Origin of the sequence: Plantactinospora sp. BB1 (assembly GCF_003030385.1) — a bacterium.
Lineage (GTDB): Bacteria > Actinomycetota > Actinomycetes > Mycobacteriales > Micromonosporaceae > Plantactinospora.
In genome coordinates, this window is record NZ_CP028159.1 from 4700433 (window position 1) to 4713590 (window position 13158).

Annotated in this window: 11 protein-coding genes; 4 read left to right on the forward strand and 7 right to left on the reverse strand. The window is 72.1% G+C overall.

Translation table 11 applies throughout. The annotated features are described in order from the left end of the window. Positions 1–50 precede the first annotated feature (50 nt). Complete coding sequence (locus tag C6W10_RS20515; protein WP_107259658.1) at positions 51–767, forward strand: YqjF family protein; 717 nt, start codon at positions 51–53, stop codon at positions 765–767. An 87-nt stretch (positions 768–854) separates the two neighbouring features. On the opposite strand, the gene C6W10_RS20520 is transcribed toward C6W10_RS20515, so the two are convergent. The 4 genes from C6W10_RS20520 to C6W10_RS20535 form a co-directional block, all read right to left on the reverse strand. Then, on the reverse strand, positions 855–1388 hold the full coding sequence (locus C6W10_RS20520) for a cysteine dioxygenase family protein (protein ID WP_107259660.1): 534 nt from the start codon (positions 1386–1388) through the stop codon (positions 855–857). A gap of 75 nt (positions 1389–1463) precedes the next feature. Beyond that, on the reverse strand, positions 1464–1955 hold the full coding sequence (locus C6W10_RS20525; protein ID WP_107259662.1) for a DUF2231 domain-containing protein: 492 nt from the start codon (positions 1953–1955) through the stop codon (positions 1464–1466). A gap of 297 nt (positions 1956–2252) precedes the next feature. Further along, positions 2253–4733: a M14 family zinc carboxypeptidase gene (locus tag C6W10_RS20530; RefSeq protein ID WP_107259663.1), complete on the reverse strand. Its 2481-nt coding sequence runs from the start codon at positions 4731–4733 to the stop codon at positions 2253–2255. A gap of 239 nt (positions 4734–4972) precedes the next feature. Next, entirely contained in the window at positions 4973–5830 is an 858-nt protein-coding gene (locus C6W10_RS20535; RefSeq protein ID WP_107259665.1) for a hypothetical protein, read from the reverse strand. 284 nt (positions 5831–6114) lie between these two features. Here C6W10_RS20535 and C6W10_RS20540 point away from each other — a divergent pair, with 284 nt between their 5' ends. The 3 genes from C6W10_RS20540 (at position 6115) to C6W10_RS38670 (ending at position 9595) form a co-directional block, all read left to right on the forward strand. Then, complete coding sequence (locus tag C6W10_RS20540; protein ID WP_107259667.1) at positions 6115–6828, forward strand: hypothetical protein; 714 nt, start codon at positions 6115–6117, stop codon at positions 6826–6828. Between the two features lie 285 nt (positions 6829–7113). Continuing rightward, on the forward strand, positions 7114–7350 hold the full coding sequence (locus tag C6W10_RS20545; RefSeq protein ID WP_107259669.1) for a preprotein translocase YidC: 237 nt from the start codon (positions 7114–7116) through the stop codon (positions 7348–7350). 553 nt (positions 7351–7903) lie between these two features. Next, positions 7904–9595: a cellulose binding domain-containing protein gene (locus C6W10_RS38670; RefSeq protein WP_234361355.1), complete on the forward strand. Its 1692-nt coding sequence runs from the start codon at positions 7904–7906 to the stop codon at positions 9593–9595. Positions 9596–9664: 69 nt separating this feature from the next. On the opposite strand, the gene C6W10_RS20555 is transcribed toward C6W10_RS38670, so the two are convergent. The 3 genes from C6W10_RS20555 to C6W10_RS20565 form a co-directional block, all read right to left on the reverse strand. Further along, positions 9665–10867 carry a fumarylacetoacetate hydrolase family protein gene (locus tag C6W10_RS20555; RefSeq protein ID WP_234361356.1) on the reverse strand — a complete coding sequence of 401 codons (1203 nt, stop codon included), beginning with the start codon at positions 10865–10867 and terminating at the stop codon, positions 9665–9667. A 147-nt stretch (positions 10868–11014) separates the two neighbouring features. Then, complete coding sequence (locus C6W10_RS20560) at positions 11015–11467, reverse strand: NUDIX hydrolase (protein ID WP_107259672.1); 453 nt, start codon at positions 11465–11467, stop codon at positions 11015–11017. A 199-nt stretch (positions 11468–11666) separates the two neighbouring features. Further along, on the reverse strand, positions 11667–13148 hold the full coding sequence (locus C6W10_RS20565; RefSeq protein WP_107259674.1) for an RICIN domain-containing protein: 1482 nt from the start codon (positions 13146–13148) through the stop codon (positions 11667–11669). Positions 13149–13158 lie beyond the last annotated feature (10 nt).

Genomic DNA, 13158 nt, shown 5'->3' on the forward strand with positions numbered 1-13158 from the left:
CGACCGGCCAGCATCGTGGTCGGCGCGGACACGCAGCGCGGGAGGCACGAATGGACGCTCCACCTCCACCCCGGGTGGCTCACCCGGTGATGTACCACCGGTGGAACTGGATCAGCTTCATCCACTGGCGCTACCCGCCGGCTCTGGTGCAGGCGATGCTCCCCGCCGGGCTGCGGGTGGAGACCTTCGACGGGTCGGCCTGGATCGGCCTGACCCCGTTCCTCATGCAGGGGGTCCGGCCACCCGTCGTGCCGAGCGTGCCGTGGCTGTCGGAATTCCCGGAGACGAACGTCCGGACCTACGTCCGTGACGGGCGGGGCCGCAGCGGCATCTGGTTCCTGTCCCTGGACGCGGCGCGGCTGCCCGCCGTGGTCGCCGCCCGCGCCGGCTACGCACTGCCGTACTTCTGGTCGGACATGACGGTACGCCGGGCCGACGACCGGATCTCCTACCGGTGCGCCCGCCGCTGGCCCGGGCCGAGGGGAGCGCGCTGTGACGCCGACGTACGGCTCGGTCCGCCGCTCCCCGAGCGCGAGCGCGACGAGCTGGCCCACTTCCTGACGGCGCGGTACCGGCTGTTCAGCGTCGTACTCGGCCGGCTCGTCGCCGCCGAGGCGGAACACGTCGAGTGGCCGCTGCACCGCGCCGAACTGCTGCACCTGGACCAGGACCTGCTCCCCTCGGCGGGTCTGCCACCGCCGGACGGGGAACCGCTGCTGCACGCGTCCGTCGGGGTCCCGGTCAGAGTGGGAATGTGGCACCGCTGATCCGTCGCCGCCCCCGGGTCCGGCCGGACCGCGACGGTGCGCCGGTGCCTTGCGCCGCCGCCCCGGCGCTCGGACGCCTGCCGGCGCTCACCGCTCGGTGGGCTCGCCCTGGGGTCCCTTCGGTGCGAGCTGCTCCTCCGCCGGGGTCGCCTGGCGACGCAGCTGCCCCTGCTCGCTCTCCGAGTACTGTCCGGCCTGGCGCAGCGGCGGCGAGTAGGCGTGGATCGTCACCGTCTCCCCCGCGCCCGGCTCCCGTCGCATCCGGTGGATGAAGGTCTCGTCGAAGCAGAAGACCTCGCCCGCCCTGACCGCCTCGCCCTCCGGCTCACCCTCCAGCCGCAGGCGTTCGTGCCGGATGGCGCCGCGGACCACGAAGACGGCGCCCTTGGAGGCGTGGTGGTCGTGGTAGCCGGTGTCGTGCTGGTCGGCCATCCAGGAGATCGCCCAGATCCCCAGGTGCTCACTGGTGTGCACGTCGGCGTAGGTCCGCTCCCGGGTCGTCTGCCGGAGGGCGTCCTGCCACAGGTCCGGACGGTCCGCGACGGCCTTGACGATGTCGCGCAGCGTCTCCGGGTCGAGCGGTGCGTCCGGTACGTCGAAGGGCAGGCGGTGTTCGTCCATGGTCGGCTATGTCTCCCGTCCCCGGGTGAACCAAACTCACCACCCGACCCGGGGCCGGAGGGGGAGGCCGCCCGGCTACCGCGCCGACGCCTGCCGGCCGGAGAGCGAGCTGGGTGCGTCCAGGCCCGCGCCGTCGTCGACGCCGACACCGAGCCGCTCGACGAGTTCGGCACCGAGCCAGCCGGCGACCCCGGAGAGCGCCACCCCGGCGAAGCTGAAGATCAGGGCCGGCACGGTCGGATCCCAGCCGTCGGCGCCGGCGCGCAGCAGCCAGCTCACCGCGAACAGCACGACCACCACGGCGTTGCCGAGGCCGTGCAGCGCACCGACCCGCTTGGCCCGGGTACCGGCCGGAATCGCCAGCCAGTCGATCAGGCCGAAGACGGCCGCGACCAGCGCACCCACGATGCCGGCCGCGATCGTGTACGCCGCCGCGACGGCAAATCCGTCCCCGTCGGTGAAGAGGTGCAGGATGTCGAAGACCACTGCCGTGCACAGCAGCCCCAGCGGGAAGACGATCAGCATCGGATGGACCGCGTGGCCCATCGCCTTGGCTCGACTCTCCATGATCCGCTCCTGGGTCGGGGGTCGGCTACCGGCGGCGACGGAAGTCGCGAACTCGCCGCGCAGCGCCTTGGTACCCCGCTCGGTCCCGAACCATGCGACCGGCCGCAGCCGTCCTCGCCCACCGCCGCCGCAGCCGGTCGCGGTCGACCTGTCACAGGTGGACGACCGACCGGCGGGCGGCCGGCGGCGAGCCGTGCCGACCGTGACCTCCCGGCTGGGCCGGGCCCGGACGTCGATCGGCCATCGCCCGCGTCAGCGCGGCGGACCACACTGACGAGGCGATGGCCGGGTCGGACGCTACCGCTTGACGATCCTGATCGTCGCCGTACGGTACTTCTCGCGCCGGTCTTTCTTCGTCGGGTCGTAGTTGTTCTCGATGTTCCCGGCGGCATCGACCGAGAACCAGCGGAACGTGGTCGTCTCGGTCACGTGGAACACCTGCCCCGGCTCACGGAACTCGGTCGCCTCGTAACGCGGCGAGTCCAGGGTGGGCCGGCTGCCGTCCGTCGTGTAGTAGATGGTGGCCGGCTCGCTGGTCTCGAAGCGCACGTCGACGGAGTCGCGGTATGTCCCGGCGCCGGGGAGGAGCCGGGAGGTCGGGTCCCGCTTGTCGTTGCCCCACTCCGCCGCGATCCGGAACATCTCCATGATCCCGTTGGCGTACTCCATCGTCTCGGCGTGGCCGCTGACGAGTTCCGGGTCACCCACCCACGGTGGCTGGAACGAACCGCCCTGCCAGTCGCCGGTACCCGGGTTGTAGACCGAGCCGCCGACCTCCCAGCCGAAGGCGTAGATGCCGTAGGTGTGGTAGAGGTCCTCGCGTACGTTGCCCGCCGAGGAGTAGAGGACGTCCGACGAGCCGCCGACGTTCTCCGGCGTGACGACGGTCTGCCGGTGCGCCTTGACCTGTGACAGGATCCGGGCGGCCGACTGCCAGTAGAACGCCTCGTCACCCAGCGGCGGCCGTGGCGTGGTGATCCGCCCGTCCGCGATGTAGGCGCCGGGCTGCCAGAAGAGCTGGCCGCCGTTGGAGTGCACCGACATCATGAACTTGATGTTCGAGTACTTCTCGACCAGCCAGATGATGTTCTTCGACTCGGGCTCGGAGAGCTCCGCCGGTCCCTGGTAGGTGTTGCTGACGCAGTTGGTCGAGCCGCCCGCGTAGCCGTCGTGGCCCGACCCGACCCGGTAGTTGCGGTTCAGATCGACGCCCCAGGCGTTCCGCTGCCCCGGATCGGCGTTCTCGTCCGGGCAGTGGTTCGTCATGTTCCGGCGCTGCGAGGCGAAGTTGTAGAAGCTGTAGTTCGCCCCGTCGGGGTTGTTGGAGAGAATCAGGAAGATGTCGGTGTCGTTGACGATCTTCTTCGTCTCCCGGTCGGTCCGGTAGTTGTGCACCAGACGCTCGGCCGTCTCCAGCGTGGTCGTCGCCGGTACCCACTCGCGGGCGTGGTCCTGCGCCTGGATCAGGACGCCGGGCTTCTTGCCGTCGCGGTGCTTGCCGATCCGCAGGACCGGGATGGTGGCCGGGCCCCGGGGCACCTCGCCCGCCGGTGCGCCGTCACGCTTCTGGTCGAGGAAGTCGGTCAGCGCGACCGGACCCGGCGTCGGCGCGACGATTCCGGTGCCGGCGTTCGTCCGGTACGGGTGCGCCCGGTCGACGAGGCCCCGGGAGCCGCTCTCCAGCGCCGCCGCCACCTCGGCGGCGGTACTCGCCAGCGCGCCGGAGGCGTCCTTGGCGAGGAGGACCCGGACCGCCTTGCCGACGACCTCGACACCGAGCGGGAGGTTCGCACCCGGCCGCTCCACGAACTCGACGGTCACCTCGTTGCCGCCCTGGTGGCCCCAGGCCGCCGAGCTGACGACGACCGCCTCCTGCCCGGTACCGCCGATGGTGGCCTGCGCCTTGCGCTGGTAGCCGTTGGTCCGGTTCGGCAGGTAGACGATCTCCGCGATGTCCGGGTACTGCCGGGCGATCTCCTCGGCGCGGCGGAAGAGCTGCTGCGGGTGCCGGTAGCCGTCCACGAAGTCCGACCGGTAACCCGGACGCGCGGTCAGCGGCGGCGGCGCGTTCTCCAGCCAGTTGGAGACGTCGCCGGTGGTGACACCGCCGGTCGAACTGGTGACCCGGATCTGCTTCGGCCGTACGTCGAGTTTGAACAGGTTCCGGTGGAACATGTACTGCCCGGAGTCGACGAACCGGCTCATCGTCCGGGCGAAGCCGAACGGGGTGCCCCGGCCCGAGTCGTTTTCGAGCTGCATCTCCACGACCGGGTCCGACTGCTGCCCCTCGGTGGTCCGGGCCTCGACGTAGAGGAAGCCCTGGCCCTTCGTGGTGAACCAGTCGGCGCGGACCACCCGTACCGTCTTCTCGTGGGTCTGCGGCTGGACCGCCCGCGCGCCGAGGGCGGCGAACCCGCCGTCGGCCCGGTCACTCCAGGAGAAGGACTCGTCGTCGCCGAGGATCTTGACGCCCATCGCCTGGACCTCGGCGACCTGCGCGGCGGTCAGCACCGCCTCGCCCTCGATGCCGGCCGGTACGCGCCGGAGGCCGTGCTCGAGGTCGAAGCCGGCGGCGACGACCTTGTCCAGCATGTCGGCGCCGGTCAACTGGATGCGTACCAGGCGTACCGACTCCTGGCTCTCCAGTGGGGATCGCCCGGAACCGGCCGGGTCGGTGGACCTGGTGGGATCCGCGCCCGCCGGTGCGGTCGCCATCAGGACGGTCCCCACCAGGGCGGGCAGCGCGAAGAGCGCGGTGCGCAGTCGTCTGCGTCGCATGCTCCCTCCTTCTGTTTGCGGCCTCTGGTCGATGCGCGTGGAGCGGCCGGTGGACGAGGCTGGGTGCGGTGAGCGTATGCGCATTCTTCACATCGACGGACGACCCGAAGCGGATCTTGAGCATTACTTGAGATTTCGCCCCGGTTCCCGGGCCGGCCCCGGGCCAGCACGGCGGCGAGCGCCGGACCGGCCACGACGGCGGAGCGCCGCACCGGCGCCGTCGGCCGGCAAACCGACCGCTACCGGTCGACGGGTTCGCCACCGCAGTCGGCGGCCTTCGCGCGTACCGCCGGATCGGTGGAGGCGAGCAGTGCGGCGACCACGGCGGGCTGGTCGGCGGGGGTGAGATGGTCGAACAGGTCCTCGATCGGGTCCCAGTTCCACAGGTACGGCCCGATCTGGATGCCGTACTCGTCCGAGGCGCGGTCGAGCCAGTGGTCCCCGTCGGCCCAGCCCGCCCGTACGGCCGCGACCGCCACCTCCCCCGGCCACGGTGCCGGCGCCCGGGCCGCGGCCAGCGCCGCCGCGGCGCGTACCGGGCCCGGCTGGCCCTCCCCGAGCGCCTCGGCGAGCAGGGCGGTGGCCGGGTCGAGGGCGGCGGCCGCGATGACGAGCGCTCCCCGCGCCTGGTCGTCGGTCTCGACCGTCCACCGGTCGCGCAGTGCCGGCAGGATGTCGCCGGCCCGCTCCGGGCACTGCCCGAGCGCGTAGGCGGCGGCCAGCCGGCTCCACGGCTCGGCTGCGGCGAGCAGGGGCAGCAGCCGGTCGACCTCGGCGGTGACCGTGCGGCGGAGTGCGGCCAGCACCGGATGGTCCGGGTCGACGATCTGCGCCATGTCGCCGAGCAGGTGCGCGATGCCGCCCGGGTCGGTGGTGGCGGGGTGGTCCAGCAGAGCGGCCAGGAACGGCACCGCCGGGGCGGTCGCCGGGCAGACGTTGCCCTGGTGCAGGATGCGGGCGCGCAGCTCGTAGAGCGCGTACAGCGCGTCCTCCTCGTCGGGACCGCCGATCCGGCGGATCAGGTCCGGCACGTCATTCGCGCGGCCGTACGCGTGCGTCAGCTCCGCCCACGGCACCCGGTCGAGTCCGTCCAGCACGACGGTGACGGTACACAGTGTCGGCCTCCCGGATCGCCGACGCCCGCTGCGCGGTCCGACCCACCGCGAAGATCGTCAAGGCCGGATCGCCGGTAGGATCGCCGGGATTGCCGTGGTGCGCCTGGAACCCAGCGCCAAGGAGGCCCCGCCGTTCTCACGAGGGACAGCGGGGCTGACCCGCGGAGCCGGGCCGCTCCCCTGTGTCGACGCGGCGGTGCCCGCTTCCGTCGGCCGCACCTTGTAGCATTGCCGCGTTCTTCAGTCGGCTGCTGAAACGAGACGACATGCGGTGGTTCCAGCGCCTGCTGGGTCGGAGGCAGATCCAGCACGATCCGGCCCGACAGGAGGCCCTCCTCCAGGACCTTCGGCACCGGTTCGGTGCCGGCGGGCAGGTCCGGTTCGCCGACCAGGCCGATGCGGTCAGCCGGTTGCTGGACGGTGACGACGGTCTGCTCGTGGCGGCCCGGGTCGTCGGGGAGTTCGCCGACGCGGCCCACGCGGACCTCCTCGCCCAGGCCGCCGAGCTGTACCGGCGCACCGGACGCCGGCTCGTGGTCGACCGGCGGAACTACCGGCCGCTGTGGCGGGAGGCCGGGCCTCAGCTGCGCTGGCCGCTGCTGGCGCTGCGGTGCGACTTCCACCCGTACGTCCAGGTGGCCGGGGCGGTGACGATCGTCGGCGCCCGGGCGCCCCGGCTGGTGCGGATGACCGACCCGAGCCCGCTGCTGCGACACGTCTTCGAGGTGCTGGACCTCACCGCCGCCGGCTGGGAGTACGGCCGGGTCCGGGCGGACGTCGACGCCGCCGCCCTGGCCAACCGGCTGATCTCGACCGCCCGGCAGATCCGCGCGGCGATGGACGACCCGCCCCGGCTGCCGCCGCCGGCCCGGGAGCTGATGCGGCGCAACAACAACATCGACGTCTACGACCCCAGCGGTCACCGGGTGGTCAGCGCGATCAACCTGGGCGCGGAAATGCGCCCGGCCCTGCTGGCCTGAGCGCACGGCCGGCCGGCGCGGCCGACCCGACCGACCCGACCGGCGCGGGGCACGGGAGCCGGGGCGCCGGAGGCGGCGGTCTCCCGGGCCGGCGCGAGGGGCGGTGTTCCGGCGATGCACGGATGTCCGTTTCGCCGGTCGGCCCCGGGTTGCTCGCCCGGCACAGATCCGCCCGGCCGGCGGGTGACTCCGGGCCTGCCGTGGGTATGCGCACCGCGCGGACGGGCCCTCGGTGGGCATCGGCGGGCGACCGCCGCGTCCGGGAGCGAAGTCGGGAGGACGGTCATGGGATACCGGGCGCGCCAGGGTGAGCAGCCGGTCGATCCGGACCGCGCCGAGGACGAGGAGGGTCAGGCCAGGTTGACCCAGGTGGTCGCCGACACGGAGGTCCCGGCCCCGTCGGGTACGGACGAGAGGCCGGACATCGTCACCGAGGACGACGGCTCCGGGATGGCCGGTGGGGCGTCCGGCGGCAGCGGCGGCAGCTCGGCGACGACCGGGCACCCCGATTCCGTGCACTGAACCGATCACGTGCACCGAGCCGACACCGTGCACTGAACCGATCCGTGCACTGAGCCGACACCGCGCGCTGAGCCGATCACGTAAGCCGATCACGCGCACTGAGCCGACACCGTGAGCGCCCCCGCCCCGGTGGGCGGCGCTGAAACGCGTACCGGAAAAGGCCGCCCGGCGGGCCGGTCCCGGAGGTCGTCGCCGGTGTTCGGCGGAGGCGCCGCAGCCCCGGGGCACCCGGGTAGTGGCGCCGTTTCTCGTCACGCCGGTTCGCGGCGTCCGCTCTCGGCGGGGTCCGGGTGGATGTGGCCGGTCGGGCGGTAGGTCCACGCCGAGGGCGCTGGCCAGCGGAACCTCCCGCACCGGCGGTCACCCGACGCGGCGGAGCCTCCGCAGCCGGCCACCTGAAGTGATCACGGGGCGACGGTCAGCGAGAGAATCCGGCGGCACCGGAGCAGCATTGACATGTTTCACCGCCTTGCCTGAAACTTATCAAGTCGGCATCGGTGATCATCGATTACTTGCTGGCGAGACCATCACCCCACCCGGAAGGAGAGCCCTGGTGGCCACCAACTCGGGCTGCTCTAGCCTCCGCTCGACGGTCGTCACGCTGGCGGTAGCGGCGCTCGCGGTCGTCGGAACGGTAACTGTAGTAGCGAGAACGACAACCACCGCCGAGGCCGCCGCCGACGTCGTCGTGGCCGCCTCTGGCGTCGAGGACGAGGGCGCCGACTGTCCCGTACCCGGCTCGGGGTCCTCGACATCCAACTCCCGGCTTCCCGACCCGTTCCGGAAGATGGACGGTACCCGGATCACCAGCAAGGCCGACTGGCGTTGCCGGCGGGCCGAGACCAGGGAGCTCGCGGAGCGGCACGTCTACGGCCAGAAACCCGCGAAGCCGGCCACCGTCACCGGGACGGTGTCGAGCTCCAGCATCACGGTGAACGTCTCCGACCAGGGCCGCAGCGCGAGCTTCTCGGCCGGCGTCCAACTGCCCAGCGGCACCGGCCCCTTCCCGGCCGTCGTCGTGGTGGGCGGGCTCGGCGCCGACACCTCCACCATCCGCTCCGCCGGGGTCGCCACCATCAGCTTCGACCCGCTGGCGGTGGGCCGGGAGGGCACCCCCCGGAACAACAAGCAGGGCGCCTTCTACAGCATCTACGGCGCGTCCAGCAGTACCGGCATCCTGATGGCCTGGGCCTGGGGCGTGAGCCGGATCATCGACGTGATCGAGTCCTCCGGCGGCAACATCCTCCGGGCCGACGCCATGGGCGTGACCGGCTGCTCCCGGTACGGCAAGGGCGCCTTCACCATCGGCGTCTTCGACCAGCGCATCGCGCTGACCATGCCGATCGAGTCCGGCAGCGGCGGCGTCGGCGCCTTCCGCTCGATCGCCACCGAGAGTGGGGCACAGCCGCTGAGCAGTGCGTACGGCGAGCAGCCGTGGCTGGGTGACGCGTTCAGCTCCTTCACCGGCAACCCGAACAGCCTGCCGGTCGACACCCACCAGATGGTGGGGATGGTGGCGCCGCGCGGCCTGTTCATCATGGACAACCCGCACGTCGACTGGCTGGGCGCCCGCTCCGGCAGCGTGGCGGCGCTGGGCGGTGCCGAGGTCTACAAGGCACTCGGGGCGGGTGACAACATCACCTACTGGTCGGACGTCCAGGACGGCACGCACTGCGCCGTCCGGTCCGAGTGGCGTACCCCGCTCCAGCAGAACCTGCAGAAGTTCCTGCTGAAGACGGGCAACGCCGCCGGTACGATGCGGATCTCCAGCCGGAAGGCGGGCAACCTGGCCGAGTGGCGGGACTGGCAGACCCCGACCCTGACCGACGGTCCGGGCACGACGCCCACCACGCCGCCGACCGGTGGGCCCAGCACGCCGCCGACCGGTGGGCCGACCACGCCGCCGGTCACCACCCCGCCCACCACGCGGCCGCCGACCACCCCGCCGGTCAGCGGAGCCTGCTCGGCGACGGTGTCGCTCAACCAGTGGACGGGCGGATTCGTCGCCACGGTACGGGTCACCGCCGGTTCCGCGCCGGTCAACGGCTGGACGGTCTCGATGACCCTGCCGTCGGGGGCCAGCGTCACGAACGTCTGGAACGCCAACCGCAGCGGGAACACCGGTGCGGTGCAGTTCAGCAACGTCAGTTTCAACGGCTCGATCGCCGCCGGCCAGTCGACGGAGTTCGGCTTCCAGGGGTCGGGTTCCGGGACGGGGATGAGTCCCACCTGTTCGGCCGGATAGTTCGCACCAGCGATCTTCCCGGGGCCCGGTGTGGCGGCGAGCAGCCTCCGCACCGGGCCCCGGCCCGGTTCAGAGCAGTCCCCGCCCGGCGAGGTTGCCCATCAGGTCGCGGATGCCGAAGTTCCAGGGCTCGCACTCCTCGCTGTGCCGGACCCGGTTGACCAGGGTGCCGAGCGGGGTGGAGCTGATCCGGACCACGTCGTCGACCCTGTGCGTGAAGCCCTCCCCCGGGCGGTCCCGGTCCTGGATCGGCGCGAACATGGTGCCGAGCATCAGTACCGCACCGTCCGGGTACTGGTGGTGCCGGCCGAGCATCTGCCGTACCAGCTCCGCCGGGTCGCGCGAGATCCGCGACATCTCCGAGACGCCGTCGAGCCGAAAGCCGTCCGCGCCCTCGATCTCCAGCGCCAGCTCGAGCCCGCGTACCCGGTCCAGGTCGAACCGGTCGTCGAAGAGCCGGACCAGCGGGCCGAGCGCACACGAGGCGTTGTTGTCCTTCGCCTTCGGCAGCAGGAGTGCGGACCGGCCCTCGACGTCCCGCAGGTTCACGTCGTTGCCGAGGGTCGCCCCGACGATCCGCCCGGTCGACGCGACCAGCAGCGCCACCTCCGGCTCGGGGTTGTTCCAGGTCGACGCGGCGAGTACGCCGACGGGTTCGGCGGTACCGACGGCGGAGAGGACCTGCCCCTTGGTGAAGATCTCGGCGTCCGGCCCGATCCCCACCTCGAGGTACTGGCTCCAGACTCCCTCGGCAACCAGCAGTTCCTTCAACCGCGCCGCCTGCTCGGACCCCGGGGTCAGCTCCGCCAGCTCGGTGCCCACCTCGGCGAGCAGCCGCTGCCGGATCTCCGCCGCGCGCCCCAGGTCGCCCCGGGCCCGTTCCTCGATGACCCGCTCCAGCAGCGAGACCGCGAAGGTCACCCCGGCGGCCTTGAGCGCCTGGAGGTCGACCGGTGCCAGCAGCCAGGGCCGGTCGCGGTCCCGGTCGGCCCGGCCCGTGTTGGCCAGCAGCTCGGCGAAGGCACCGACCCGCCGGCCGGCGAGCCCGGCGACCACGGCGGCGGGTTCCGGCAGCTCGCAGATGTCCCGCACGGTGGCGAACTCGGCGCTGAGGTCGAAGACGTCGCCGTCGCGGACCAGCACCGGCGACGGTCCGCCGACGGCGGGATCCCAGATCCGGCCGACCAGGACGCTCTGCTCGGCGTCCTCGGGCAGCGCGGCGGCGGCGGTCCCGAACCAGTCGGCGGTCGTCTCGGGCGGTGGCAGGGTCACGAGCGACTCCCAGGGTGACGAGGGACCACTCGGCTCGGGACGGATGCCGTTGGCGGCGGCCCGGAACATGAGCAGGGGTGCGGCGTGCAACGATACCGCCGGATCGCCCGAAGATCGAACTCGACGCGGCGGGGCGGGACCGTCGACTCAGGCCCCGGCCAGCTCCAGGTAGCGGGCCTGGCCGTCGGCACGGGCCCGCAGCACCTCGGCCAGCAGGGCCCGGCGGGGCTCGGCGAGCAGCGCCCGGGCCTCGGCCGGCGGGACGAAGGCGTACCCGGCGAGTTCTCCGGGAGGCAGCACGATCCCCGCCCGCTGCTCCGGCGACAGTACGCCGCCGTCGAAGACGAAGAAGAGCTGTCCGTCCGGGCCGTTCGCCGTCCAGGCGACCACGAGCAGCGAACCGACCGGGAGATCGAGCCCGAGTTCCTCCCGCAGCTCCCGACGGCAGGCCGCCCGGGGTGTCTCGCCGGTGTCGACGCCGCCGCCCGGCAGGTTCCAGAACGGTTTGTACGTCGGGTCGACCAGCAGGATCCGGCCGTCGGTGTCGACGATCAGCGCACCGGCGGAGGCCCGGGGCCGGGCGGGGGTGCTCTCCGGCATGGTCGGGTCCCCGTCCGGGCGGTCCGGCTCCCCGGCCGGGCCGGGTGACGGTCTCGGAAAAAGGATGTAGCCGGCTCCCACGGGGGAAGGAGTCGGCTACATCGAATAGGAACCATAGGTCATGCCGGCCCGGAGAGCAAAGGCGGGGTCGGCCCCGCCCCGGGCCGCGGGGCGGGGCCGGCCGCTCGGGTCGGCTGGATCAGGTGCCGATGTTCGACTGCGGCCCGGCGTACGTGCGCAGCAGCGCGGGCAGCCCGGCAGCCGGGTCGAGGGTGTACGAGTAGAAGCTGCTCGGGTTGAACGCCGACCCCTTCGAGGTGACCTTGCCGGAGTCCCAGGGGCTGTTCACCAGGACGTTGCCCCGGTTGACCAGCTCACCGGCCTCGACGTAGTACGGGTTGCGGCTGTTCTCGAAGTAGCTGTTCTCGACCACCCCCTTGGTCAGGCCCCGGATGTAGTTGCCGTACGAGGAGGTGTTCTGGAGGTAGTTGTTGTAGAGGTGGCAGTAGGCGATGTTGTCCGCGCTCGGGTTGCGGGTCCGGGTGTTCTGGAACCAGTTGTGGTGGATGGTGATCCGGGCGGTGACGTTGTCGGTCCAGCCGATCCCGAACGTCTTGTTGTTGTCGACCAGGTGGTTCCACGAGACGGTCAGGTTGGTGGTGTCCTTGCGGCTGTCGATCAGGCCGTCGTTCATCCGGGACAGCCGGTTGTGGTCGATCCAGATCCGGTTCGCGGTGTCCATCTGGATGGCGTCGTAGTCGTACGCGTCGTCGTCCGGGTCGTCGTCGGGCATCAGGGTGTCGCGGATGGTCAGGTTGCGGATGATCACGTTGCTGACCCCGGCGCCGAGGAAGAAGCCGCCGCCGACGATGTGTCCGCTGGTGCCGACCCCGATGATGGTCTTGTTGGAGGCGACCCGCAGCTCGGTGCCCTTGGGACTGATGGTGATGGTGCCGGCGACCCGGATCACGTACGGGGCGCTCGCGGTGACGTACTGGTTGAGTTGTGCCTGGGTGTTGACCGTGACGGTCTGTCCGCCGGCCCCGCCGGTGGTGCCCTGCGCGAAGCCGTCGGCCGTGTTCGACCAGTTCCGTCCGCCGCCGGTCGGCGTCGGGTCGGGAGTGCCGCCGACCCGGTCGAAGGCCCACTGCATCCGGGCCACGTCCGCGCAGGTCTCCTGGACGACCGGGTTGCCGTCCGCCGCCGCGCCGTCCCGGTCGCTGACGCACAGTCCACTCGCCGCACTCGTGATCCGGTATTTTCCGGCCGCCGACGAGGCCGCGAAGGACCACCCCTGGTTCACCTTCGTACCGTCGCCGCAGCCCCACTGCTGCAACCGCAGCCCGGACACCGCCGAGCCCGACGGCACGTCCAGGCAGCGGGTACTGCCGACGTTCACCAGGGTGAACCGCCCCACGGACGACACCACCCGCCACTGCTGACGCGCCGAGGCCGAGCACGACGCCTGCTGCACCAGCGCACCGTTGTCGGCCGAACCGTTCACCACCTCCAGGCACTTGCCGGACGCGCCGACCGCGAGGGTGTAGACACCGCCGTGCGCGGGTGCCTCGGCCGCCCGGGACGGCAGCGCCGACACCGCCACCACGACGGCGGGCACCGTCAGGGCCGCCACGCCCGCCGCCAGCAGACGCCGGAGCACCGGCGCAATCCTTTGGGACATCGACTATCCT

What these genes read in the sequence shown, in the direction of transcription:
- C6W10_RS20520 (WP_107259660.1), bottom strand. Translation starts at nt 1,388, where the DNA reads ATGGACGAACACCGCCTGCCCTTCGACGTACCGGACGCACCGCTCGAC.
- C6W10_RS20545 (WP_107259669.1), top strand. Translation starts at nt 7,114, where the DNA reads ATGGGATACCGGGCGCGCCAGGGTGAGCAGCCGGTCGATCCGGACCGC.
- C6W10_RS20560 (WP_107259672.1), bottom strand. Translation starts at nt 11,467, where the DNA reads ATGCCGGAGAGCACCCCCGCCCGGCCCCGGGCCTCCGCCGGTGCGCTG.
- C6W10_RS20515 (WP_107259658.1), top strand. Translation starts at nt 51, where the DNA reads ATGGACGCTCCACCTCCACCCCGGGTGGCTCACCCGGTGATGTACCAC.
- C6W10_RS20565 (WP_107259674.1), bottom strand. Translation starts at nt 13,148, where the DNA reads ATGTCCCAAAGGATTGCGCCGGTGCTCCGGCGTCTGCTGGCGGCGGGC.
- C6W10_RS20540 (WP_107259667.1), top strand. Translation starts at nt 6,115, where the DNA reads ATGCGGTGGTTCCAGCGCCTGCTGGGTCGGAGGCAGATCCAGCACGAT.
- C6W10_RS20530 (WP_107259663.1), bottom strand. Translation starts at nt 4,733, where the DNA reads ATGCGACGCAGACGACTGCGCACCGCGCTCTTCGCGCTGCCCGCCCTG.
- C6W10_RS20525 (WP_107259662.1), bottom strand. Translation starts at nt 1,955, where the DNA reads ATGGAGAGTCGAGCCAAGGCGATGGGCCACGCGGTCCATCCGATGCTG.